The organism is Mycoplana sp. MJR14, from assembly GCF_029210525.1.
In the GTDB taxonomy this organism is placed as follows: Bacteria; Pseudomonadota; Alphaproteobacteria; order Rhizobiales; family Rhizobiaceae; genus Mycoplana.
Map to the genome: position 1 here is coordinate 103076 of NZ_JARGEO010000001.1, position 22627 is coordinate 125702.

Below are 22627 nucleotides of genomic sequence, written 5' to 3' on the forward strand. Positions count from 1 at the left end.
TTTCGGTCAGCCTCCGGTCAGTCGTTTGTGCCAACGCCCGTCGACAACCGTACCGTAAAGCGGGTAGCCGTTGTACCCGGTCACCTCGACCTTCCCGCGGCCGTACTTGACGGCGACCCTGCAATAGGCAGCAAAGGCGATCTGCATTTGCACGTCTGCCCTGGTCTTCGGCCAGTGCCGACTGGAAACGACAACCATGGCAGTGTCGTCACGGTAATCCACGCTAGAGACCAGTCCCTGCGCGTGCCAAATGCTCAGAAGAACTTCTTCCTCATGGCATGCGATCGCCGGGTCGGTCGTAGTGACAAATTGCTGTGCATCCCCCGCCTCTGCGGCACAGGCAAACAACAGAAGCGAAAACGTCACTCTCATCGTCCACGATGCGGAGAAATTCGACTTCACACCCGCACCGCCTGCTCGACGAAATCCTCCGTTCCGAAGAACTTGAGGTAGCGCTCGACCTCCTTCGGCTCTCCGGTCGCCTTGCGCGGATTGTCCGACAGCTTCACGGCCGGCCGGCCGTTGGCGTCGCTGACCTTGCAGACGACGGAGATCGGATCGAGCCCGCGGAAGGGCTGCGGGGCGCAGCCGACGAAATCGTTGGTCAGGTTGGTGCCCCAGCCGAAGCTCATCCGCACCCGTCCCTTGAAATGCTCGTAGGTCCTGATGATCGTGTCGACGTCGAGACCGTCGGAGAAGATCAGGAGCTTGTCGCGCGGGTCGCGCCCCATCTTCTTCCACCAGGCGAGGATCTTCTCGCCGCCCTCGATCGGCGGGGCGCTGTCGGGGCGGAAGCCGGTCCAGTCGGCCACCCAGTCCGGCGCATTCCGCAAGAACGCCGCGGTGCCGAAGGAATCGGGGAGCACGATCAAAAGGTTGCCGCCATAGAGCTGGTTCCAGTCCTGCAGCACCTTGTAGGGCGCGGCCGCCAGTTCGGCATCGTTTCGCGCCAATGCCGCCGCCACCATCGGCAACTCATGGGCGTTGGTGCCGAGCGCTTCGAGATCCGTGTCCATGGCGAGCAGCACGTTGCTGGTGCCGGAAAACGACGAACCGATCCCCTCCTTCAGCGCCTCCACGCACCAGCGCTGCCACAGGAAGGAATGCCGGCGGCGGGTGCCGAAGTCGGAAATGCGCAGCTCCGGATGCTGGCGCAATTGCTCCACCTTCGACCACATCTTCGCCTTGGCGCGAGCATAGAGCACGTCGAGCGCGAACTGGCCCATGCCGCGCATGGCCGAACGCGAGCGCAGCTCGTTGACGATGGCGAGCGCCGGGATCTCCCACATGGTGGTCTGCGACCAGCGCCCCTCGAAGGTAAGCTCGTACTGACCATCCTTGCGCGCCAGATGATAGTCCGGCAGCTGGAATTCGGCGAGCCAGGCGAGGAATTCGGGCGAGAAGATCTGCTTGCGGCCATAGAAGGTGTTGCCGGCGAGCCAGATCATCTCCTTCTTGGTGAAGCGCAGGGTGCGGACGAAGTCCAGCTGGTCGCGCAGTTCCTGTTCGTCGATCTCCTCGGCGAGGCGCACGGTCTTGGTGCGGTTGATCAGGGAGAAGGTGGCATCGACTTCCGGATAGAGCTTCCAGATCATCTGCAGCATCAGGAGCTTGTAGAAGTCCGTATCCAGCAGGCTGCGCACGATCGGGTCGAGCTTCCAGGCGTTGTCGTATACGCGACGGGCAATATCCGTCTTGGTCATGGCTCCCACCTCGCTGCACTGCATGTTCCGCCGGCCGACATCAAAAGCGTGCCGGCCACGGTTGCGCTCCCAGGTCCGCCGCACTCATCGCACGCCCCCCGCCCGGCCGCAAGATCGGCCGGCTGGGGAGCGGCAAGCGCAATCCGCGCAATGATGAAGACAAGGCCTTGTAATCTCTTTGTCTTCAATCAATGCTGGCAAGTGTTTCCAACCCGCGCTTGGGAGGCGTGCACATGGGTATCGAAAGCATCATTGTCTTTCTTATCGTCGGCGCAATTGCAGGGTGGCTCGCGGGCCTCATCGTGTCCGGCTACGGATTCGGCCTGCTCGGCAACATCGTCATCGGCATCGTCGGCGCCTTCATCGCCGGCTTCCTGCTGCCACGGCTCGGCATCGGCGTCGGCGGCGGCATCCTCTGGGCGATCATCCATGCCACGATCGGCGCCATCATCCTGCTGCTGCTGATCAAGGTGATCAAGCGGGCCTGAAACGCGGCATCGCCCCGCGATGCCAGACGCCAATGGACGGCGGCCGCAACCGGCCGCCGTTCTTGCATGACGAGGACATGCCCGCCACTTGCGTCCTCAGCCGCCCCAGCGCAGCGCCGCCGTGGAGACCGCGGCATCCCAGAGGAGCAGACGCTGTTCGTCGAGCAGCGAGACGGTGATCGAGAGCCCGGCCATGTCGAGCGAGGTGACGTAGGTGCCGACGAGCGAGCGGGCGACCTTTAGGCCGCCCTGTTCCATCCGCGCCCGCGCAAGGCCGTACATCAGATAGAGCTCGGACGCCGGCGTGCCGCCGAAGCCGTTGACGAAGAGCAGCACCGGCGCTTCGGCGGGCGCGGCCAGATCGGCGAGGATCTCCCGGCACATCAGGTCGGCGATCGCGTCGGCCGGCTCGAAGGCGGCGCGCGTGCGACCGGGTTCGCCGTGAATGCCGACACCGACCTCCATTTCCTCCGCCGACAGCGTGAAGGCGGCGCGGCCGGAAGCCGGCACGGTGGCGCCGCGGATGGCGACGCCCATGCTGCGGGTGGCTTCGACCGTCCGTTCCCCCAGCGCCTTGAGCCCGCCGAGCACCATGCCGGCCTCGGCGGCGGCGCCGACGATCTTCTCCACCACCAGCGTGCCGGCGACCCCGCGCCGGCCGGAGCTGCGGGCGTCGCCTCGGGTGGCGATATCGTCGCTGACGACGACCGTCTCGACCCTGTGGCCGGCTGCGACCGCCATCTCGGCGGCCATCTCGAAGTTCATCACGTCGCCGTCGTAGTTCTTGACGATCAGCAGCACGCCCGCGCCGGTGTCGCACTCGACGATCGCGGCATGGATCTGGTCGGGCGTGGCCGAGGTGAAGATGTGGCCGACACAGGCCGCGTCGAGCATCCCCGGCCCGACGAAGCCGATATGCATCGGCTCATGCCCGGCGCCGCCGCCGGAGATGACCGCCACCTTTCCCGGCTGTAGGTCCCTGCGGCGGATGTTGCGGCCGCCGGCGCCGAACACGACGAACCCGTCGTGCGCCCGAACGAAGCCTTCGAGGCTGTCGGCGACGATGCGATCCGCCCTGTTCATGAATTTCTTCATGCTCCTCCTCCGCCCGGCCTGATCCTAGATCATGCCGGGAGTGTCCCTCAAGTCCGCCAGATTCCGTTCGGCTCGGCTTCGGAGCGCGTCAGAGCAGCGCTGCGAGCTTCGCCACGAACTCCGACACGGCCTCGTCGAACCGGTTGTTCTTCTGCTCGTCGCCGAAATCGGGAACGTTCAGCGTCAGTACCCGCTGGCCCTCGGACGGCGTCAGATCCGGCAGCTTGCCGGGATGGGCCTTCTCGTAGGCGCTCAGGAAGCGCTCCTGCTCCACAGCGCTCATGTGGCACACGCGGAAGATCGTCGCGAGGTGGCGCGACGGCAGCGGGGTCGCATAGGTCGGGCTGGTGATCTGGGTGACGAAGCTGCGGTGCTTGCCGAGTGCGGTGGCGAGGCGCTGGCGCGTCCCCGACGGCCGGTTGTCGATGATGTCGGCCAGGATTGTCTTGTAGGCGACCGTCGCCTCTTCGCCTGCCTCGCGTGCCATTTCAGCCTCTTGCCTCGCTGCCGTCGGCGTTCAAGCGCGAAAGGGCCGCGCGCGCAAGCGTCATTCGCCGCGGCGCCATGGAAAAATCGCGCAGGCCGCAGGCGAGCAATGCGGGAAGTGCGCCGGGATCGCCGGCCAGGTCGCCACAGATACCGACAGGCCGGCCCGTTGCCGCCACCACCGGCACCGTCATCGCCAGAAACCGCAGCACGGCCACGTGCGCGGCCGCATAGAGCGGCGAGACGGCCGCGTTGTCGCGGGCGCTTGCGGAAAGGTACTGGGCGAGATCGTTGGTACCGAAGGAGAAGAACGCGGCGTCGAAGGCCTCCGGCATGAGCGCTGCGGCCGGAACCTCGACCATCAGGCCGAGCGGAGGCATGGCATGGGGGACACCGCGGGCCGCAAGCCGTGCGGCCTCCTCGGCAAAGACGGTGCGGGTCTGCTCGAGCTCCGATGGCGCCGTCACCATCGGCAGGAGAACGCGCAGCTGTCCTGCGGGAGCGGCCCGCAGGAGCGCGCGCACCTGCGTGCGCAGCACGTCCGGGCGCGCGAGCAGCAGCCGGATGCCGCGCAGGCCGAGAAAGGACGACGGATCGACGGCTTCGCCCGGCGGCGGCTTGTCGGCCCCGAAATCGAGAAGGCGGATCGTCACCGGTCGGCCGCCTGCCCAGGCCAGCATGTCCGCATAGACCTCGACCTGCCGCTCCTCGTCGGCGAGATCGGCCGCAGACCCCATCAGGTACTCGGTCCGGAACAGCCCTATCCCATCGAGGCCCGCAGGCGAAAGATGCCGCAGTTCCGAGGGGTGGTCGATGTTGGCCTGCACGGTCAGCCGGACGCCGTCGGCCGTGCGCAGGGGCACTTCGTCCGGGGTCACGGCCGAACCGCCCATGGACGCCGGCATGGCGGAGGCCCCTTGCACGGCGGCGGCGGACGGGGGAACTGCTCTGCCGTCCTCGACGGTGCCTTCGTCGCCGTCGACCACCAGTTCCATCCCGGTCTCGATATCCGCCCTCGGCACGCCGACCACCATCGGCACGCCGCGGCTGCGGGCGAGTGTCGCCACGTGGCTTGCGACGCTGCCGCCGAAAAGCGCGATTGCGCCGCCTTGCGACCAGTCGTGCGAGAGAAACAGGCTCGGGGCAATGTCGCGGCCGACGAGGATCGCGCCTTTCGGGAAATCCGGCGGGCGTTCGCCGTGCAATGCCCGGAGCACCTGCTGCCTGATGTCGCGCATGTCTGCGCCGCGCGCGCGGATATGCTCGTCCTCGGCCTCCTCGAAGGAGGCGACATAGGCGTCCATGGTCGCAGCCCAGGCCGTGCCGGCTTCGGCACCACGCTGGATCCGCTCCAGGCTCGGCTCGAGAAGCGCCGGGTCGCGCAGCATTTCGATCTGGAACTCGAGGATCGCCGCGCTCTCCAGGTCCGAGCGCCCGGCAAGCGCGCGCAGGTCCTCGACCGCGCGCTCGACCGCGGCCACGAGCCGGGCGGCATCGCTTCCGTTGGCGCGGACGCCAAGGGCGTGACCGTCCTCCGGCGCCATCACGTGGGCCGGCCCGCGGGCACTTCCCGGCGAGGCCCCCTGCCCTTTCAGCCTAAGCGCTTCGGGCATGGCTCTTCTCTTCGTCGAAGTTCCGCTCGACCAGGGTGCGGAGCGCCGCGACCGCCTCCGCCGCCGCAGCACCTTCGGCCCGGATCGAAAGAACGAAGCCCTTTCTGATGCGCGCGCCCATGATCTTGACGATGCTCTTGCCGTTCAGCCAGACACCGTCGCCGTTGACCTCGACGCCGATCGTGCAGGGGAAGGACTTGGCGAGGCGGGTGAACACGACGGAAGGACGGGCGTGCAGGCCGATGTCGTGGGTGACCTCCACCGTCGCAAAGGCGACGGCTGAAGCGGCATCGTGCTGCCGGTCGGCCATGGGACGCTGATCGTTCACGGGGAAAGCTCCTCCGCCGTTGCCACCACCTTCGACAGGGTCGCGCCGCCGGACGCCTCGGCGGCGGCGATCACCGCGCCTTCGACGACCGGCGCATTGCAGATCGCGACACGACGCGCGCGCGACGGCTCCAGCATCTCGATCGCCATCTCGCTGTTGGTCTCCGCGCCGCCGAGGTCGACGAAGACCGCCACGCCGGCCTCCGACCAGGCGGCGCCGATCGCAGCCAGGATGTCCTTCGCGCTGGTGCCGAGACCACCCTCGGCGTTGCCGCCGCACCAGGAGAGCGGCACGCTATCGCCGACCATCTGGCGGACCATGTCGGCCGTGCCGCGGGCGATCAGCGGCGAATGCGACACGATGACGATCCCGACATTTCCGCCATTGCCCCTCATGCGCCTTCCAACTCCCCGAGATAGCGACAGATCGCGTCCGTCAAGAGGGCGCAACTGCAGGCGCCCGGATCCATGTGCCCGATCGAACGGTTGCCGAGAAAGGCCGCCCGCCCGCGGCCGGCCTTCATCGCCACGGTGCGCTCGGCAGCGGCCAGCGCTTCACTCCTAATGCCGTCGAGCGTGGAGTGCATCGAAACCTCCGCCTGCACGGGGTAGAGCACGTCCAGCAACGTCTTTTCGCCCGCCGTCGAACGGCCGCGCCGGGCCACGGCATCGACGGCCCGCGACAGGGCCGGGGGAAAGCTGTGCCCCGCGCCGAGCTCGTCAGTCGCCAGGCCACGGCCAAGCTCCATCAGCAGGGTCCCGTAGAGCGGTCCCGAAGCGCCGCCGACCGACGTCACCAGCGTCATGCCGATCCGCTCCAGCGCCTGCGGCAGCGGGAGGTCCGCCAGCATGTCCCGCTCGGCGAACACCGCATCGCAACCACGACGCATGTTGGTGCCGTGGTCGCCGTCGCCGATCTCCTCGTCCAGCAGGCAAAGGCGGTCGGCATTGAGCGCGATCGCCGCACGGCAGGCCTCGATCAGGCCCGGCAGGAAGGACTGGCCGGCTTCCACGTTCCCGCTCCCTTCATCCCCCGGTTCGACCGAGCGTCACTGCTGCGACCTCGAAGACGGCTGCCGCCGCTTCCGCCCCGGGATCCGGAACACCCTCGAGGTCGCGGGCGCCGAGATAGGACGAGCGGCCGGCCTTGGCCCGCGTCATCCCGCCCGTCGCGGCCCCCCCCGCGCGTGCCGCCCTCGCCGCAGCAGCAATGCCCTCGGCCGCCAGTGCCCTCAGGGCCGGGTCGAGCGCATCGACCATGGTCCGGTCACCGGGCGCGGCGCCGCCATAGAAGGTCATCCGCTCCAGACCGGCCACAAACGCCGCCGGCAGGTCGCCACCCGCCGCGGACTTGCGGGCGGCGGCGGTGAAGAAGATCGATAGCAGCACGCCGCTGGAGCCGCCCATGCTGGTTCCCAGCGCCTCGCCGATCGCCGCCATGGTCGCTGCCGGATCGGCGAGCGGGAGCTTCGCTTTCAGCGCCAGCACGCTTCGGGCGCCGGTTGCCACCGTCGAGCCGGTGTCGCCGTCGCCGGTGCGCGCGTCCAGCCGGTTCAGGTCGGCTTCCATCGCCACGAGCCGATCGCAGACGGCCTCGATCAGGGCGCCGGCAAGGGCCGCGTCGACCTCCACCGTCGCGGTCGCCGTTGCGGTGGTGCCGGCGGCCGCCGGCTTCGGCGCGGGGATGACGGCGAGCGGGTGCCGTTCGACGGGGGCGACCCAGGCGCGCGGGGCAACCGCCGAGGCGAGCGCTTCGGCCCGTCCCGCGTCGAGCCGCAACAGCGACAGCGAGAAGCCGTTCATGTTCAGCGCCGTCATCAGCGGCGCCGGGCCGAGAACGAGCCTGACCCTTTCTGCCAGGGACGAGGTGAGCACGGCGCGCGCAATCAGCCCCATCTCCAGCGGCGGCACGGCGCCGAGATTGTTGATCAGCAGCGCATACTCGCCACCGGACTGCAGCCTCGTCGAAAGGCGCTCGGCCATGGTGGCGACGATCCCGGCGGCTTCCTGCAGGGCGATGCGCTCGACGCCGGGCTCGCCATGGATGCCGAGGCCGAGCTCGCCCTCGTCGGGTCCCAACCGGTCCTCATGCGCCTGCCCGGGAATGGAGCAGGTGGAGAGCGACATGCCGAGCGAGACGATGTCGGCGGCGGCCGCGCGCGTCGCCGCGGCGATCGCCGCGAGATCCTCACCGGCCTCGGCCATGTGACCGGCGATCTTGTGGATGAACAGGGTGCCGGCGACGCCGCGCGGCTGCGGCAGGTCGGGAAGGGCGATGTCGTCGGCGACGATCACCATTTCCACCCGGAAGCCCTCGGCGCGCGCCTTCTCCGCCGCGAGGCCGAAATTCAGCCGGTCACCGGTGTAATTCTTGACGACCAGCAGGCAGCCGGGCGCGCCGGTGACCGCGCGGATCGCCGTCAGCACCGCATCGACGCTCGGCGAGGCGAAGATTTCGCCGGAGACGGCCGCCGTCAGCATGCCCTTGCCGACGAAGCCGGCATGGGAGGGTTCATGGCCGGCGCCGCCGCCGGAGATGACGGCCACCTTCGACCTGTCCCAGTCGGCGCGGACGATCACCTTGATCGCCGGATAGGTGTCGAGGCGTGCCAGCTGTCCTTCCGGGGTCGAAAGAAGCAGGCCGTCGAGCGCCTCGGTGACGATGTCTTCCCTGCGGTTGAAGAAATGCTTCATCCTGACCATCCCGTCCTGTCGTTCGTGGCACGGGCCGGAGCGTCGGACCGTGCCGAAAGTTCGCGTTCATTCGCCGTGCCGCGACCTGCGGCCCGCCCGCTCACGTCAGGCGCTGCCCGCCGGCGTCGAAATAGAGCGGGTTGCGCAGCCGCAAATCAACCCTGTCGCCGCGGCCGAGCGCAAGATAGGGATCGGCGAGCGTCACCAGCTTGTGCTGCCCGACCTTGATGTGGAGGTGGTTCTGGTCGCCCAGGTGCTCGATCCAGTCGATCTCGGCATTGCCGCGCTCGGAGGCGATGATCTCCAGATGCTCGGTGCGGGCACCGATCGTCTTCGTCCCCGGCGGCGCGCCGCCGCCCGGCAGCAGCCCCTCCGGAATGAGGTTGATGTGCGGCTGTCCGAGGCGGGCGGCGACGTGGAGATTGGCCGGATTGCTGTAGATCTCCCGGGGCGTGCCGACCTGCACCAGCCGTCCCTCGGCCAGGATGCCGATGCGGTCGGCCATCGTCATCGCCTCGACCTGGTCGTGGGTGACGTAGAGCAGCGTCGAGCCGATCTCGTTCTGGATGCGCTTCAGCTCCAGCCGAAGCTCGGCCCTGAGCTTCGCATCGAGCGAGGAGAGCGGCTCGTCCATCAGGTAGATCGCGGGCTTGCGCACCAGCGCCCGGCCGATCGCCACGCGCTGCATCTCGCCGCCGGAAAGCCGGGTCGAGCGGTTTTCCAGCTTGTGGTCGATGCGGACCATCCGCGCCACCTCGCGCACCCGCCGGTCGATCTCGTCGGCCGGCAGCCGGCGGGCGGGTGAGCGCAGCGGAAAGGCGAGGTTCTCGTAGACCGTCAGGTGCGGATAGAGCGAGTACTGCTGGAAGACGAAGGCGACGTCGCGGCTTGCAGGCGCCTCGCCGACCACGTCCCTGCCCGCGATGGTGACGCGGCCGGAATCGGGTTTCTCCAGCCCCGCGATCAGCCGCAGCGTCGTCGTCTTGCCGGCACCGGTCGGGCCGAGCAGGACGACGAACTCGCCGTCGCGGACGGTCAGGCTGACATTGCTGACGGCCCGTGTTTCGCCGAAGGCCTTGCTGATGCCGGCAAGCGTGACTTCAGCCATGACGGACCTCCGCATAGAGGGACGAGGGAACGGCCTTGCCCGAGGCGCAGTCGAACAGCGACAGCTTCTCGCTGTCGAGTTCGAGGCCGACCGTCTCGCCGATGGAAAAACCCCGGTTCGCGGGAACGCGCGCCTTGACCATGCCCTGTGCGGTCTCGACCGAGACGATCTGGTTCGTGCCCAGGTACTCGCTGCCATAGACCGCCCCGCGCAGCGGCGCGCCATCGCTGAAGCGCACATGCTCGGGACGGACGCCAAGGGCGAGTTCGCCGGGCTCACGGGCGGCATGCACCTGCGGCACGCGGATCGCCACTTCGCCGACCGTCACGCTGGTGGCGCCATTTTCCAGGCCGGAACGGAAGCGCAGGAAATTCATCGGCGGCGAGCCGATGAAATCGGCGACATACATCGAGGCCGGGCGGTTGTAGATCTCCTGCGGCGTGCCGTACTGCTCGATGATGCCGTGGTTCATCACGGCGATCTTGTCGGCCATCGCCATCGCCTCGTGCTGGTCGTGGGTGACGTAGACGGTGGTGGCGTGGATGCGGTTGTGCAGTTCGCGCAGCTCGTGAACCATCACCTCGCGGAACTCCGCGTCCAGCGTTCCGAGCGGCTCGTCCATCAGGAAGCACTTCGGCCGGCGCACGATGGCGCGGCCGAGCGCCACGCGCTGGCGGTCGCCGCCGGCGAGGCCGGAGACGGAGCGATCGAGGATATGGCCGATCTGGAGGAGCCGCGCGGTTTCTTCCACCCGCGTCCTGATCTCCGCCTTCGGCACGCCCTGCGACAGAAGGGGAAAGCCGATGTTCCGGCGCACGTTCATGTGCGGATAGAGCGCGAACAGCTGGAAGACGAAGGCGATGTCGCGGGCGCTCGCCCGGTTGAAGGTGACGTCCTCGCCGTCGAGCAGGATCCGGCCGCTGGTCGGCAGTTCCAGCCCTGCGATCATGCGCAGCGTCGTCGTCTTGCCGCAGCCGGACGGTCCGAGCAGCGCCAGGAACTCGCCGTCCTGCACGGTGAAGGTGGAATCTTCCACCGCGGCGAAATCGCCGAACTGCTTGCGCAGGTTCTCAACCCTGATCTCCGCCATGGCTACTCCGGAAACTTCGAGACGACGATGAACATGAGGGTGCCGGCGAGCAGCGTCACCAGCGACCAGGTGTAGAGCACCAGCGCGAACGGCTGGAACAGCATCAGGAATCCCAGCGCGATCAGGGCGGTGGCGATGTTCTCCATCGGCCCGCGGCGGAGAAAGAACGGGCGCTTCTTCTTGGGCAGGGGCGAGGTCTCGACTGTCATTTGCGCACCGCTCCGAAGGTGATGCCGCGCAGAAGCTGTTTGCGCAGCAGGATGGTGAAGACGAGGATCGGCACGAGGAAGATCGTCGTGCCGGCGGCGACCGCGGGCCAGTCCATGCCGCCCTCGCCGATGATCGTCGGGATGAAGGGCGGTGCGGTCTGGGCGGAGCCGGAGGTCAGGAGGACGGCGAAGGCATATTCGTTCCAGGCGAAGATCAGGCAGAAGATGGCGGTCGCCGCGATCCCCGTCGTCGCCTGCGGCAGCACGACCTTGCGGAAGGCCTGCAGGCGCGTGTAGCCGTCGATCATCGCCGCCTCCTCGTATTCGCGCGGGATCTCGTCGATGAAGCCCTTGAGCAGCCAGACGGCGAGCGAGACGTTGACCGCCGTATAGAGCAGGATCATGCCGAGGGCTGTGTCGGACAGGCCGAGTTCGCGGTACATCAGGTAGATCGGGATCGCCACGGCGATCGGCGGCATCATCCGCGTCGACAGGATGAAGAACAGCAGATCGTCGGCGAGCGGCACCCGGAAGCGCGAGAAGCCGTAGGCGGCGAGCGTGCCGAGGAAGACGGCGAGGAAGGTCGAGCCGAAGGCGATCACCATGGAATTGGTGAAGCGCGGCCAGTAGTTCGAGGGGCCGGCGATCACCATGTTGCGGCTGCGGGTGATCTCGTCGCAGGTCGACTGCGGAGGTCCGAGCGACTGGATGTATTCCGGCGTCTGGCGGGTGCGGGTGGTGAAGAGGTTGCAGTAGCCTTCCAGCGTCGGCGTGAAGACGAGCTTCGGCGGGTAGCTGATCGAGTCCGGCGGCGACTTGAAGCTGGTCATGAAGATCCAGGCCAGCGGCACCATGGTAATGATCGCGTAGAGCACGACGATGATGCCGGCGATGCGCTTTGTCGCAGCACTCGGCTCGACGACGGAATGGGCGGAGGTGGCGTTGCTCATCTCTGCTTCACCCTGTTCAATGCCTTGACGTAGATGTTGGCGAGCCCGAAGACGGCCACGAAGAGGATGATGGCGAAGGCCGACGCCCGCCCCGTCCGCCAGCTCTCGAAGGCCTCGCGCTTCAGCGTGATCGAGGCGACCTCGGTCGTCGAGCCGGGCCCGCCGCCGGTGAGCAGCATCACCATGTCGAACATCTTGAAATTCTCGATGCCGCGGAAGAGCACCGCCAGCATGATGAAGGGCAGCGCCATCGGAATGGTGATCGACCAGAACTGGCGCCAGGCGGAGGCGCGATCGACCTCGGCGGCCTCGTAGATGTAGTCGGGAATGGAGCGAAGGCCGGCGAGGCAGATCAGCATCACATAGGGCGTCCACATCCAGGTATCGACGATGATGATCGACCAGGGCGCCAGCGACACCGAGCCGAGCATCTCGAAGGAGGACGGCGGCACGCCGGTGATGTAGGAGACGATGTAGTTGAAGAGACCGATCTGCGGCTGGTAGAGGAACCGCCAGAAGTTGCCGACGACTGCCGGCGACAGCATCATCGGGATGAGGATGACGGTCGTCCAGAAGGCATGGCCGCGGAACTTGCGGTCGATCAGGTAGGCGAGCGAGAAGCCGATCAGCGTCTGCAGCAGGATCGTCCAGAAGACGAAATGCGCCGTCGTCTGCATCGCAATCCAGATGTCGCTATCCGTCAGCACCCGCTGGTAGTTCTGCAGCCCGACCGTCTCCAGGACCGCGTTCGGCCGGTTCGCCCGGTAATTGGTGAAGGACAGCCGCACCGCCCAGATCAGCGGGAAGATGTTGATGGCGAGCAGCAGCGCGATCGTCGGGGTGATGAAGAGCCAGGCGATGGCGCGGTCGGACAGGCCGCCGATGCGCCGGACGAGCGAAACCGGCGTCGATGCCGCGGCCCGTTCCGGCTCCTTTTCCAGTATGGTCGTATCGGAATTGATCACGGACTTTACCTTGAGGCTTCGAGGAGCGACGCTAGCGGCGGGGCCGCCCGGACAGGCGCCGGACGACCCACCGGGAGGAAATCAGAGCTTCCCTTCGTCCTCGAAGATCTCGGTCCAGTCCTTGACCAGGCCGTCGAGCGCCTCCTTGGCGGTGCCCTGGTCGGCCACGACATAGTCATGGAACCGCTTCTGCGCCGCCTGCAGCAGGATGGCGTAGGAGGGCTCCTGCCAGAAGTCCTGCACCTGGTTCATGGCGACGAGGAAGTCGGCCGCGAAAGGCTGGCTGTCCTTGAAGGAGGGATCGTTCAGCACGGCGTTGTGCACCGCATAGCCGCCGAGCTGCCACCACTTCTTCTGCACGTCCGGCTGGGCGAACCATTTGATGTAGGCGAGCGCACCGTCCATGTTGTCGGTGTTGGCGACGACCGAGATGCCCTGGCCGCCGAGCGTCGAGGCCGCCGTCGCCTCCTTCGGATTGACGAAGAAGCCGATCCGGTCACCGCCGACGTTCTCGTCCTTGGCAAGGCCGGGGAAGAAGGCGAACCAGTTCATCGCCATCGCCGCCTGGCCCGATTTGAACGCGTCCAGCGTCTCGCCCATGTAGGCGTCGGTGTAGCCCGGAGGCGTGCAGCACTTGTAGAGTTCCTTGTAGGCCTCCAGCCCCTTGACGGCACCTTCCGAGTTCACCGCACCGTCCATGTCATACTTGCCGGGGGTGTTCTCGTATTTGAAGCCATAGGGGTAGAGCGCCTGCGTCGCCCCCATGGTGATGCCTTCCGAGGCGCGCTCGGTGAAGATCGCCGCGCCATAGACCTTCTTGCCGTCGATCTCCTTGCCGTTGAAGAACTTGGCCGTCTCCAGCAGCTCGTCCCAGGTGGTCGGCGGCGCCAGGTCGCGGCCGGTGGCGGCCTTGAACTCGGCCTGGATCTCCGGCTTGTTGAACCAGTCCTTGCGATAGAACCAGGCGTTGGCATCGCCCATGGCCGGCAGCGCCCAGTAGTTCGGCGTGCCCTTCGGCCAGGTCGAATAGGCGTTGACGGCGGCTTCGGCGAAGTCGCTCATCTTGATGCCTTCCTTGTCGAAGAAATCGTTCAGCTTGACGTAGTAGCCGTTCTCCGCCGAGCCGCCGATCCACTGGCTGTCGCCGATCAGGAGATCGCAGAGCTTGCCGCCCGAATTCAGCTCGTTGAGGATGCGGTCGGCGAAGTTGGGCCAGGGCACGAACTCGAACTTCATCTGCGTGCCGCTCTGCGCGGTGAAGTCCTTGGACAGCTCGACCAGCGCGTTGGCCGGGTCCCAGGCGGCCCAGCAGAGCGTCAGTTCATCGGCCTGCGCCAGGCTCGGCAGCGCCGTCGAAAGGCCAAGCACCATCGTTGCCCCGAGAAGGGGCCTGCACATCGTTTTCATGAAATCCTCCCAGATTCGAAAGGAAGCCCCACGCCACCCTTCGGAAAACTCCCTGCATCGTCATGCCCGGCACGGCCCTCACTCCGCCATGTTGAGCAACATGTTTAGTGATACGCAATTCACTCAACATAGCAAGGGCCATTCGTCGCTGCATTGCAGCAGGAAACGCTGGAGATCTGTCAGATCACCGACATCCGCAATTTCACTAATGTTCAGTTTTGGCCTTCCGCCACTCAGCGACCATTGACGGAGAACGCTTCGAGCCGGGTCGCGTGGAGAGACAAAGGAGGCCCACCTATGCCATGTGCAGCAAGGTCAGGCCGCGTCAAGAAAGGAGGGGAATGGTGCTGCTAGAGAGATTTGAACTCTCGGCCTCTCCCTTACCAAGGGAGTGCTCTACCCCTGAGCTATAGCAGCATCCGGCGAAGCAGATTTCCTGCGTTCGCGTCAAGCGAGGCGCCTATTGCCATAGTCTCACCCCCTATGCAAGCCGCAAACGCATCATGGGGACAACAAATTCGGCAAAAGCAGGGAACGCTTTTGCATAGGGGCGTTTCGCGCTATCGATGGGCCATGGAGAAGGACGAGAAAACGGGTCGCGGCGGCGGCGAGCGCGACGGGCGGAAGGCGAAGGCGCAGATGCCGGAGAGCGATGCGGTGCGGGCGCGCGCCGAGGAGCGCAAGGCGCGGCTTGCCAGGACGCTGCGCGACAATCTGGCCCGCCGAAAGCAGCAGGCCCGCGCGCGCCGGGCGGGCGAGGCCGACGAGACCGAAGGTCTGCCTGCCGCAAAATCGGACGAATCACAGTCATAGAGTGTGCCGGAACGTCGCTTCCGGCGCACGGGGACAGGCAGATCTGAGGGAATACCGGCAAGCATCCGGACGGCTGCGTCGCCGGCGGCGCGGGGCCCGGCACAGAGAAGCTCCATCCCTTCTTCCGGACGGTTCATGCACAGTTTCCAGCACCGGCGCAGGTCGGCGCGGCTGCGGGAGGCTTCATTTTTACGCCGCGATGCTCTAAGGAGGCGCCTTTCTCCGAGAGACGGCAGATTGAGAAAGGCGGGCGCAGCCCCGTAGGCACACATGGATCGTATCAGGATTGTAGGCGGCAACACGCTCAAGGGCGTCATTCCGATCTCCGGCGCGAAGAACGCGGCACTGCCCTTGATGATCGCCTCGCTTCTGACCGACGATACGCTGACCCTGGAGAACGTGCCGCATCTCGCCGATGTCGAGCAGCTGATCCGCATCCTCGGCAATCATGGCGCCGACATCTCGGTCAACGGCCGCCGCGAGCGCCAGAGCGAGGGCTATTCGCGCACGATCCATTTCACCTCGCGCAACATCGTCGATACGACCGCGCCCTACGAGCTGGTCTCGAAGATGCGCGCCAGCTTCTGGGTGATCGGCCCGCTTCTGGCGCGCGAGGGCAAGGCCCGCGTGTCGCTGCCCGGCGGCTGCGCGATCGGCACGCGGCCGGTCGACCTCTTCATCGAAGGGCTGACCGCCCTCGGCGCGCAGATCGAGATCGACGGCGGTTATATCGACGCCAGGGCCCCGGACGGCGGCCTGATCGGCGCCCGCTACACCTTCCCCAAGGTTTCCGTCGGCGCCACCCACGTGATGATGATGGCGGCGACGCTCGCCCGCGGCACCACCGTCATCGGCAACGCGGCGCGCGAGCCGGAGGTGCAGGACCTTGCCAAGTGCCTGAACGCCATGGGCGCCAAGATCACCGGCGCCGGCACGAGCACGATCACGATCGAGGGCGTCACCGCGCTTTCGGGCGCGCGTCACCGGGTGCTTCCCGACCGGATCGAGACCGGCACCTATGCCATGGCGGTCGCGATGACCGGCGGCGACGTCGTGCTCGAGGGCACCGAGGCGCACCTGCTCGACACGGCGCTGGACGCGATCCGCCGCGCCGGCGCGGAAATCACGACCACCGAGAGCGGGATCCGCGTCGTCCGCAACGGGGCTGGCATCAAGCCGGTCGACATCGTCACCGATCCCTATCCCGGCTTCCCAACCGACCTGCAGGCGCAGTTCATGGGGCTGATGACGCGCTCCTCCGGCGTCTCGCACATCACCGAGACGATCTTCGAGAACCGCTTCATGCACGTGCAGGAACTCGCCCGGCTCGGCGCGAAGATCTCGCTCTCCGGCCAGACCGCCAAGATCGAGGGCGTCGAGCGGCTGCGCGGCGCGCCGGTGATGGCGACCGACCTGCGCGCCTCGGTCTCGCTGGTCATCGCCGGCCTTGCCGCCGAGGGCGAGACGATGGTCTCGCGCGTCTACCATCTCGACCGCGGCTTCGAGCGTCTCGAAGAGAAGCTGACCCGCTGCGGCGCCTCGGTGGAACGCGTCAGCGACTGACGGCCTGGCAGGCGCCTGCCCGGCGGCCGGATGGGCGGGCAGGCATGATCGATGCCCGCATTGGCGCAGATCTGCGACAGACCCTTTCCGCTGCCGGGCTGCATCGACGGGATCGCCGTCGGCCGTATCCCTGCCCTGTTGCGCTCGCCCGTTTCCCGTCCTATTTCCTGAGCTGAACGGAAACAGGCGGTATCGCCGCTGGCCCGGCCGCATGCCGCCGCGCCAGTGTCGGCCGGTCGGATCGCCGGCCGGGCGCGATGCCGAAAATTCAGGCGCGGCCGGGCGGCTGCCGAAAAGGAGCATCATGGACAGTCTGAAGTTGCTGGCCCTCGACGGAGACGATCTTGCAGTCGTCTCCGCGCATCTGCAGGACGCCGTGTTCAAGATCGGCGACGTCAGCTGGGATGCCCGCCACGGCGTGTTCACGCTCGCCGTCAATCGCTTCGTCTGGGAAACCGCCGGATCGCGCGGTAAGGCATTCGAGCGGCGGCGCGCCATGATCACCTTCAAGCGCGTGCGCGCCGTCCGCGCCATCGGCATCGACCGGAACGACCGTGACGCGGTGCTCTCGCTGCTGGCGATCCGCTTCGCCCCCGAGGGCGAGGGGCCGGAAGGCACGGTGGAACTGGTGATGTCGGGCAACGCCCAGTTCGCACTCGACGTCGAATGCATCGAGAGCCAGTTCGCCGATGTCGGCGGCGCGTGGGAAACGAGCTTGAAACCGCAGCATCCGGCAAGCTAGAGCATTGAGGCATCGGCTGCCGGCGCTGAACGCCGCGCCGCAGGACGCAAAGGGGGCCCTCGCACCCCGACCAGGCAGGACGGGACACTCCCGCGACACGACAGGACGATTGAACAGTGGCGATCAGGCTTGATTTTCGCGACGGCGACTTCGAAACGCGGTTTGCCGCCTTTCTGACCACCAAGCGCGAGGTGTCGGAGGACGTGAACGCGACGGTGCGCGGCATCATCGACGACGTGCGCGCGAACGGCGATGCCGCCCTTGCGGCCTACACGCTGCGCTTCGACGGCCTGGATTTCGGCAATCTGCCGATGCGGGTCGGCGCCGACGAGATCGAGGCGGCCTATCGGCAGACGCCGGCGGCCGTGGTTGCGGCGCTGGAGCTCGCCGCCCGGCGGATCGAGAAGCACCATGCCCGCCAGTTGCCGAAGGACGATCTCTACGAGGACGATATCGGCGTCGGGCTCGGCTCGCGCTGGACGGCGATCGATGCCGTCGGCCTCTATGTGCCCGGCGGCACCGCCAGCTATCCAAGCTCGGTGCTGATGAACGCCGTGCCGGCCAGGGTCGCGGGCGTACCGCGCATCGTGATGGTGGTGCCGGCCAAGGACGGCGCGATCAACCCGGCCGTTCTGGCGGCGGCCAAGATCGCCGGCGTCGACGAGATCTACCGGATCGGCGGCGCGCAGGCCGTCGCAGCGCTCGCCTACGGCACCGAGACGATCGCCCCCGTCGCCAAGATCACCGGCCCCGGCAACGCCTTCGTCGCCGCCGCCAAGCGCCAGGTGTTCGGCACGGTCGGCATCGACATGATCGCCGGCCCCTCCGAGGTGCTGGTGATCGCCGACGGCGAGAACGATCCGGACTGGCTGGCGGCCGACCTGCTCGCCCAGGCCGAGCACGACCGCGGCGCCCAGGCGATCCTGATCACCGACAGCGCCGACCTCTGCGAAGCGGTCGAGGCGGCGGTCGAGCGGCAGCTGAAGACGCTGGAGCGCGCCGAGACGGCTGAAGCCAGCTGGCGCGACTTCGGCGCGATCATCCTCGTGCCCGCCTTGGACAAGGCCGTGCCGCTCGCAAACCGCATCGCCGCCGAGCACCTGGAGATCGCGACTGCCGATCCGGATGCGCTTTTGCCGCAGATCCGCAATGCGGGGGCGATCTTCGTCGGGCGGCATACGCCGGAAGTGATCGGCGACTATGTCGGCGGCTCCAACCACGTGCTGCCGACGGCACGCTCGGCCCGCTTTTCCTCCGGGCTCTCGGTGCTCGACTACATGAAGCGGACCTCGATCCTGCGCCTCGGCCCCGAACAGTTGCGGCAGCTGGGGCCTGCGGCGGTGACGCTCGCCGAGGCGGAGGGGCTCGGCGCGCATGCGCGCTCGGTCGCCATCCGCCTCAACCCCGGAGGATGACAGGAAGATGAGACTGGGATGACGAGGATGCCCGCCTTCCGCCTGTGCGACGTGGTGCTGGACGAGACGATCGGCCGCGCCACACCGGACGTCGAGCACGAGCGGGCGGTGGCGATCTTCGACCTGATCGAGGAGAACTCCTTCGAGCCGGTGGGCCACACCGGCGGTCCCTATCGGCTGAACCTGTCGCTGATGGATTCGAAGCTGATCTTCGCCATCTCGACGGAGGACGGCAAAGCGGTTGCTACCCATATCCTGTCGCTGACGCCGTTCCGCCGGATCGTGAAGGACTATTTCCTGATCTGCGAGAGCTACTACCAGGCGATCCGCTCGGCCACGCCGAGCCAGATCGAGGCGATCGACATGGGCCGGCGCGGCATTCACAACGACGGCTCGCAGACGCTGATGGACCGGCTCTCCGGCAAGATCAAGCTCGATTTCGACACCGCGCGGCGGCTCTTCACGCTGGTCTGCGTTCTCTACTGGCGCGGGTGAGCGGCATGAGCGCGCCGGAGATCGACAAGGGGCAGGCAAAGGCGCGAAACCCCGCCTCGGTGCTTTTCATGTGCCGGATGAACGCCGTGCGGTCGCCGATGGCCGAGGCGATCGCCCGCAGCATGCTGCCGGCCGGCACCTATGTGGCGTCCGCCGGCATCCGCCCCGGCGAGCGGGATCCCTTCGTCGATGCGGTGCTGGAGGAGGTCGGGCTCTCGATCGAGCGGCACCTGCCGCGGTCGCTGGAGGAACTCGAGGACGACTATTTCGACCTGATCGTCACGCTCGCCCCGGAAGCGCATCACGCCGCGCTCGAGCTGACCCGCTCGAATGCGGTCGAGGTCGTCTACTGGCCGACCCCCGATCCGACCGTCGCCACGGGGACGCGCGAGCAGATCCTGTCGGCCTATCGCGACGTCCGCAACCATCTGGCCACACTGATCGAGCGGCGGCTGGGACCCGGTATATCCGTTTCCTCTTGAATAAATCCGGTCCGTGCCGCAGGCATGTGAAGAAAGCCGGATCAATGGTGTTCACAAAACACCCTCTATTGTGTAGTTTCCGCCCAAATTTCGGCCGGCGGCATCCTGCCGCCCGTCAACGAAGGATCACCACCGCAATATGGCTAAAGAAGAAGTCCTTGAATTCCCGGGTGTCGTTACGGAATTGCTGCCGAACGCAACCTTCCGCGTCAAGCTCGAGAACGAGCACGAGATCATCGCGCACACGGCCGGCCGCATGCGCAAGAACCGCATCCGCGTGCTCGCCGGCGACAAGGTGCTCGTCGAGATGACGCCCTACGACCTGACCAAGGGCCGCATCACCTACCGCTTCAAGTAAGCTCATCCTGCAGCGCTCCGCCGAGCGGTTCCCTCGAGGCTCCATGGAATTCGCCCACAAGCTCATCCTGGCATCCGGCTCGCCGCGCCGCGTCGAGCTTCTGGCGCAGGCGGGCATCGAGCCCGACCGGCTGATGCCGATGGACATCGACGAGACGCCGAAGAAATCCGAGCACCCGCGCTCGCTGGCCCGGCGGCTGTGCACCGGCAAGGCGGAAGCCGCCCTTGCCGCGATCAAGGGCGATCCGGCCGCCGAAGGCAGCTACATTCTCGCCGCCGACACCGTGGTCGCGGTCGGGCGGCGCATCGTGCCGAAGTGCGACATGGTCGACGAGGCGGCAAGCGCCCTGCACCTGCTCTCCGGCCGCAGCCACCGCGTCTTCACCGGCGTCTGCCTGATCACCCCGGACAGGAAGGTGCGCCAGCGCATCGTCGACACCAAGGTGCGCTTCAAGCGCCTGTCCGGCCTCGACATCGAGAGCTATCTCGCCTCCGGCCAATGGCGCGGCAAGGCGGGCGGCTATGCGATCCAGGGGATCGCCGGCAGCTTCGTGGTCAAGCTGGTGGGTTCCTATACGAACGTCGTCGGGCTGCCGCTGCAGGAGACGCTGGCCCTGCTCGTCGGCGAAGGCTACGACGTCCACCGTCGCTGGTCCGAGGCATAAGACCATGAGCGGCGACATGAACAAGCCGAAGGCCAAGGTGGAACCCCTGCGCAAGACCCGCCCCTGCCCCGAATGCGGCCGGCAGTCCGTCCGCGAGCACTACCCCTTCTGTTCGGACCGCTGCCGCAGCCTCGACCTGAACCGCTGGCTCTCCGGCTCCTACGCCATTCCCGTCAGCGACGACGAGGCGAAGGCCGGCGAGAACGACTGACCGGGCCGCCACCGCCCGCTCCCTCGCCGGCAACTTCCAGACCCGCCGTTCCCCTCTGCCGCAGCCTTGTCCCGGAGCACTGCGTGCCCGCCCGGCTCGGCCGGCACGGCCCGCAATCTGCCGCCCGCAACCGCAAGACCACGCGCCGCCTGCCGAAAACGCCTGCATTTTCCGACACTTGAGGCGCTACGTTTTTTCCCGTCGAAAATCCGCCTTGGGGGCTGGACACGATCGAGCAAGATGCTATAACCCCGCTCGCTTCCGGGGCGAAACCAAGCGCCCCCGGGTTTTTCAAAGAAGACCCAGCCGGATGCCCGGATAGCTCAGTTGGTAGAGCAGCGGATTGAAAATCCGCGTGTCGGTGGTTCAAATCCGCCTCCGGGCACCATTCCTAACCGTGTCCGACCCGGAGACATAGGTAACAGAACGTACCTAAGACATGGGTGACAACCTCGTGCCGAACGGGTTGTCGATGGTTTGCAAGGTCCTCTGCTCCAGGTCGATATAGCCCAGATCATAGTGCATGAAGCTTATGAGCCAAATGCCGTCGTCGACCTCCTTGATCCCGAGCTTCTGACCGGCGAGCACGGTCGAGATGTTGATCTTCTTGCGATAGATGCAGATGCGGCCGCAATTGGTGACCAGCGCGTCCCGATCGTGGAAGGGATAGTCGATCTCCGGCAGGCCGCGATAGGGGCGTGACGAAGCGGCATAAAGATCGGCCGGTACCTTCATGTTGAGCGCCTCGTGCGGTCGCTCGTGATTGAATTCTCTGACGAACGCGTCGAAGCGGGCCTGCTGCTGGAGAATGTTTTTACCGGGCGGCCGCGTCGCCTCCTTCTTCAGCGTCAGGTGCATGCGCTCATGCCGGCCGTTCTGTTGCGGACGGCCCGGCCTGATGCGCTCGAGCGCGATGCCGAGCCTGAGCCACCACACCGACAGCTTCGAGAGGTTGTAGAGGCCGTTGGGCGAGGCGAAGGGCAGGCCGTTGTCGCTTCTGATGGCGTCGGGCAGGCCGCGCTCGGCAAACAGCCGGCGGAAGGCGTCGAAGACCGCCATCTCGCGGGTTGACTCGAAGGCTTCGCAGCAAAGCAGGAAGCGCGAGGCCTGGTCGGTGACCGTCAGCGGGTAACAGTATTGCCCGTTGCCGAGCTTGAATTCGCCCTTGAAGTCGGCACACCAGAGCGCGTTCGGCAGAAGCGCCTCCGACAGGACGGTCCCCTCGGCCCGGAAGCGGCGCCGCCTGCGGGCATGGGCGACCAGCCCGTGCCGGTCGACAACGGCGTGCACCGTGCTTTTGGCGGGAATGCGCACGTCGCCGGAAAGGCGCCTCACCAGAAGTTCCCGGATCTTGCGGGCCCCCCAATGCGGCTTGTTCTTCTTGGCCGACACGATCATCGCCTCGACCGGCTCGGGCAACTGGTTGGCATAGCGCACCGGCCGTCGGGACCGGTCCGTCAGCGCCTCCAGGCCATCGTCCTTGTAGCGGTTGAAGATCTTGTAGCCGGTCTTGCGCGAAATGCCGAACGAACGGCACACATCGCTCATGCTCTCGCCCTCCAGAAGCCGGGCGACAAATCGAAGACGTTCCTCCATCACCGAACTTTCTCTCCACGGCATCAACACCTCCCCAAAGCGGGAAGTGTTACCCATGTGTCCGGTACGTTCTGTCACCTATCTCTCAGGTCGGGCACCGCTTGGTATTCTTAAAGTTTTAGCTCCTTGTCTTCGTTGCATAGTGTCACTCCC

General features: G+C 66.7%; 26 protein-coding genes and 2 tRNA genes. 11 read left to right on the forward strand and 17 right to left on the reverse strand.

All coding sequences use genetic code 11. The features are described from left to right. Window positions 1-6: 6 nt before the first annotated feature. Both P0086_RS00480 and pncB read right to left on the reverse strand, forming a co-directional pair. On the reverse strand, window positions 7-366 hold the full coding sequence (locus tag P0086_RS00480) for a hypothetical protein (RefSeq protein WP_275782053.1): 360 nt from the start codon (window positions 364-366) through the stop codon (window positions 7-9). 32 nt (window positions 367-398) lie between these two features. Further along, complete coding sequence (gene pncB / locus P0086_RS00485) at window positions 399-1703, reverse strand: nicotinate phosphoribosyltransferase (RefSeq protein WP_148192469.1); 1305 nt, start codon at window positions 1701-1703, stop codon at window positions 399-401. 233 nt (window positions 1704-1936) lie between these two features. Here pncB and P0086_RS00490 point away from each other — a divergent pair, with 233 nt between their 5' ends. Continuing rightward, window positions 1937-2191, forward strand: coding sequence for a GlsB/YeaQ/YmgE family stress response membrane protein (locus P0086_RS00490; RefSeq protein ID WP_112596271.1), 255 nt, complete (start codon window positions 1937-1939; stop codon window positions 2189-2191). A gap of 96 nt (window positions 2192-2287) precedes the next feature. Here P0086_RS00490 and dhaK read toward each other — a convergent pair whose 3' ends face one another. The 14 genes from dhaK to P0086_RS00560 all read right to left on the reverse strand — a co-directional run bounded on the left by dhaK (window position 2288) and on the right by P0086_RS00560 (window position 14552). Continuing rightward, complete coding sequence (gene dhaK, locus P0086_RS00495; protein ID WP_275782054.1) at window positions 2288-3286, reverse strand: dihydroxyacetone kinase subunit DhaK; 999 nt, start codon at window positions 3284-3286, stop codon at window positions 2288-2290. 88 nt (window positions 3287-3374) lie between these two features. Next, window positions 3375-3773, reverse strand: a complete 399-nt coding sequence (locus tag P0086_RS00500) for a hypothetical protein (protein ID WP_112596267.1) — start codon at window positions 3771-3773, stop codon at window positions 3375-3377. Between the two features lies 1 nt (window position 3774). Beyond that, a complete protein-coding gene (locus P0086_RS00505; RefSeq protein ID WP_275782055.1) occupies window positions 3775-5385 on the reverse strand; it encodes a putative PEP-binding protein in 1611 nt (536 codons plus the stop codon). Further along, on the reverse strand, window positions 5369-5695 hold the full coding sequence (locus P0086_RS00510) for an HPr family phosphocarrier protein (protein ID WP_112596263.1): 327 nt from the start codon (window positions 5693-5695) through the stop codon (window positions 5369-5371). Before P0086_RS00510 ends, P0086_RS00505 begins: the two co-directional genes overlap by 17 nt. Window positions 5696-5709: 14 nt before the next feature. Next, complete coding sequence (gene dhaM, locus P0086_RS00515; RefSeq protein WP_112596262.1) at window positions 5710-6108, reverse strand: dihydroxyacetone kinase phosphoryl donor subunit DhaM; 399 nt, start codon at window positions 6106-6108, stop codon at window positions 5710-5712. Beyond that, on the reverse strand, window positions 6105-6725 hold the full coding sequence (dhaL, locus tag P0086_RS00520) for a dihydroxyacetone kinase subunit DhaL (protein WP_275782056.1): 621 nt from the start codon (window positions 6723-6725) through the stop codon (window positions 6105-6107). Before dhaL ends, dhaM begins: the two co-directional genes overlap by 4 nt. A gap of 13 nt (window positions 6726-6738) precedes the next feature. After that, window positions 6739-8406: a dihydroxyacetone kinase subunit DhaK gene (locus tag P0086_RS00525; RefSeq protein ID WP_275782057.1), complete on the reverse strand. Its 1668-nt coding sequence runs from the start codon at window positions 8404-8406 to the stop codon at window positions 6739-6741. A gap of 100 nt (window positions 8407-8506) precedes the next feature. After that, window positions 8507-9514, reverse strand: a complete 1008-nt coding sequence (locus P0086_RS00530; protein ID WP_112596254.1) for an ABC transporter ATP-binding protein — start codon at window positions 9512-9514, stop codon at window positions 8507-8509. Continuing rightward, window positions 9507-10604 carry an ABC transporter ATP-binding protein gene (locus P0086_RS00535; RefSeq protein ID WP_112612287.1) on the reverse strand — a complete coding sequence of 366 codons (1098 nt, stop codon included), beginning with the start codon at window positions 10602-10604 and terminating at the stop codon, window positions 9507-9509. The genes P0086_RS00530 and P0086_RS00535 overlap by 8 nt, the downstream gene beginning before the upstream one ends. A gap of 2 nt (window positions 10605-10606) precedes the next feature. Continuing rightward, the gene (locus P0086_RS00540; protein ID WP_097136535.1) at window positions 10607-10813 is read right to left on the reverse strand and encodes a hypothetical protein; all 207 of its coding nucleotides are present in this window, start codon (window positions 10811-10813) and stop codon (window positions 10607-10609) included. Continuing rightward, on the reverse strand, window positions 10810-11763 hold the full coding sequence (locus P0086_RS00545) for a carbohydrate ABC transporter permease (protein WP_112596249.1): 954 nt from the start codon (window positions 11761-11763) through the stop codon (window positions 10810-10812). Before P0086_RS00545 ends, P0086_RS00540 begins: the two co-directional genes overlap by 4 nt. Further along, on the reverse strand, window positions 11760-12725 hold the full coding sequence (locus tag P0086_RS00550) for a sugar ABC transporter permease (protein WP_275782732.1): 966 nt from the start codon (window positions 12723-12725) through the stop codon (window positions 11760-11762). Before P0086_RS00550 ends, P0086_RS00545 begins: the two co-directional genes overlap by 4 nt. An 84-nt stretch (window positions 12726-12809) precedes the next feature. After that, on the reverse strand, window positions 12810-14135 hold the full coding sequence (locus P0086_RS00555; protein WP_112609288.1) for an extracellular solute-binding protein: 1326 nt from the start codon (window positions 14133-14135) through the stop codon (window positions 12810-12812). Between the two features lie 342 nt (window positions 14136-14477). Beyond that, window positions 14478-14552 (reverse strand) — tRNA-Thr (locus tag P0086_RS00560). Window positions 14553-14708: 156 nt separating this feature from the next. Between P0086_RS00560 and P0086_RS00565 the strand changes: the two genes are divergently transcribed. The 10 genes from P0086_RS00565 (at window position 14709) to P0086_RS00610 (ending at window position 21266) form a co-directional block, all read left to right on the forward strand. Beyond that, window positions 14709-14948, forward strand: coding sequence for a hypothetical protein (locus P0086_RS00565; RefSeq protein ID WP_162702385.1), 240 nt, complete (start codon window positions 14709-14711; stop codon window positions 14946-14948). A gap of 270 nt (window positions 14949-15218) precedes the next feature. After that, window positions 15219-16511, forward strand: coding sequence for a UDP-N-acetylglucosamine 1-carboxyvinyltransferase (gene murA, locus P0086_RS00570; protein WP_275782058.1), 1293 nt, complete (start codon window positions 15219-15221; stop codon window positions 16509-16511). Between the two features lie 304 nt (window positions 16512-16815). Continuing rightward, on the forward strand, window positions 16816-17253 hold the full coding sequence (locus P0086_RS00575) for a DUF2948 family protein (protein ID WP_275782059.1): 438 nt from the start codon (window positions 16816-16818) through the stop codon (window positions 17251-17253). A 116-nt stretch (window positions 17254-17369) separates the two neighbouring features. Further along, window positions 17370-18668 (forward strand): histidinol dehydrogenase, encoded by a 1299-nt coding sequence (gene hisD, locus P0086_RS00580; RefSeq protein WP_112612283.1) that lies wholly within the window; start codon window positions 17370-17372, stop codon window positions 18666-18668. A 27-nt stretch (window positions 18669-18695) separates the two neighbouring features. Beyond that, complete coding sequence (locus tag P0086_RS00585; RefSeq protein WP_162702407.1) at window positions 18696-19163, forward strand: UPF0262 family protein; 468 nt, start codon at window positions 18696-18698, stop codon at window positions 19161-19163. Between the two features lie 5 nt (window positions 19164-19168). After that, window positions 19169-19645: a low molecular weight phosphatase family protein gene (locus tag P0086_RS00590; RefSeq protein WP_112596232.1), complete on the forward strand. Its 477-nt coding sequence runs from the start codon at window positions 19169-19171 to the stop codon at window positions 19643-19645. 139 nt (window positions 19646-19784) lie between these two features. After that, window positions 19785-20003 (forward strand): translation initiation factor IF-1, encoded by a 219-nt coding sequence (gene infA / locus P0086_RS00595; RefSeq protein ID WP_004435948.1) that lies wholly within the window; start codon window positions 19785-19787, stop codon window positions 20001-20003. Window positions 20004-20046: 43 nt separating this feature from the next. Next, entirely contained in the window at window positions 20047-20667 is a 621-nt protein-coding gene (locus P0086_RS00600) for a Maf-like protein (protein WP_112596229.1), read from the forward strand. Window positions 20668-20671: 4 nt separating this feature from the next. Then, window positions 20672-20878: a DNA gyrase inhibitor YacG gene (gene yacG, locus P0086_RS00605; RefSeq protein WP_112596226.1), complete on the forward strand. Its 207-nt coding sequence runs from the start codon at window positions 20672-20674 to the stop codon at window positions 20876-20878. A 312-nt stretch (window positions 20879-21190) separates the two neighbouring features. Next, window positions 21191-21266, forward strand: a tRNA-Phe gene (locus P0086_RS00610). Window positions 21267-21310: 44 nt separating this feature from the next. On the opposite strand, the gene P0086_RS00615 is transcribed toward P0086_RS00610, so the two are convergent. After that, complete coding sequence (locus tag P0086_RS00615; RefSeq protein WP_275782060.1) at window positions 21311-22498, reverse strand: IS481 family transposase; 1188 nt, start codon at window positions 22496-22498, stop codon at window positions 21311-21313. Between the last annotated feature and the right edge of the window lie 129 nt (window positions 22499-22627).